Origin of the sequence: Spiroplasma sp. ChiS, assembly GCF_002968355.1 — a bacterium.
Taxonomy (GTDB): domain Bacteria; phylum Bacillota_I; class Bacilli_A; order Mycoplasmatales; family Mycoplasmataceae; genus Spiroplasma; species Spiroplasma citri.
Genome location: NZ_PUUH01000186.1, coordinates 1 through 989, shown reverse-complemented (window position 1 = coordinate 989; position 989 = coordinate 1). Strand labels below are relative to the sequence as shown.

Annotated in this window: 2 protein-coding genes; both read right to left on the bottom strand. The window is 18.0% G+C overall.

Annotation, left to right across the window (positions count from 1 at the left end):
• Positions 1-242, bottom strand: a 242-nt coding sequence (locus tag C6B38_RS05390) for a hypothetical protein (RefSeq protein ID WP_146693323.1), incomplete at its 3' end; no start/stop codon positions are given.
• Between the two features lie 75 nt (positions 243-317).
• A complete protein-coding gene (locus C6B38_RS11940; protein WP_255401081.1) occupies positions 318-452 on the bottom strand; it encodes a hypothetical protein in 135 nt (44 codons plus the stop codon).
• Between the last annotated feature and the right edge of the window lie 537 nt (positions 453-989).

The window sequence follows — 989 nt, the reverse complement described above, 5'->3', positions numbered from 1 at the left end:
CTTGGAAAAAAAGAAAAATAACTTTTTTCATCATTGGTATTTAATTGATAATAATCTTGTTTTGTTTTTTCTATAATGTTATTAATTAAATCAAAATTATCAATTATTTTTTCAGAAATAGCATTATATGAATTAGAATTTAATCTTCAATCTTGTCAAACTCCGTTATTTAAAATATCAATAAAATTAATGTTAAATATTTTTTTTTGATATTTAATATTTTTTTTATTTTTTATCTTCAATCTTGTCAAACTCCGTTATTTAAAATATCAATAAAATTAATGTTAAATATTTTTTTTTGATATTTAATATTTTTTTTATTTTTTATATAAATATCGTAATATAATTCTTTCCTTTTCTTGTTCTTTTTGATAAGGGTTAGCGGCAATTGTTGTTGGGATAGCAGTTCCACTAATTGTTAATACACTTAATAAACTTAAAATTTTTTTCATTTTGTATATTTTCCTTTCTGAAATTGTTATTATTTTTTATTGCTAAGTTGATATTTAATACATTTTGATACAAAGTAATTTTATCATAAGAAAATGATTAGTATTCTTGTGCAATATTTAGAGCAATATAAACTTAATAATTTAACTTAGTCTCTTATTAAAAACCCTTATAAAATAAGGGTTTTTAATTGCTTGTTTTGTTATCGTCCTCTGTGCTGCATCGAACGTTATTTTCGCGGGTAAATGGCAATAAAAATAATTTAAAAAAACTATTTAATAATATATATATTTAAAAATATATTTATATATTTAAAAATATATATTTACAAATATATTAAAATATATTAAAATATATTTATATACATAATAAAAGGAAAAGATTAAAAATGAAAATTATTACAGTAAAAATATATATTTACAAATATATTAAAATATATTAAAATATATTTATATACATAATAAAAGGAAAAGATTAAAAATGAAAATTATTACAGTAGGTGCGAGAAAAGGTGGGGTTGGCAAAACAACATTTACATA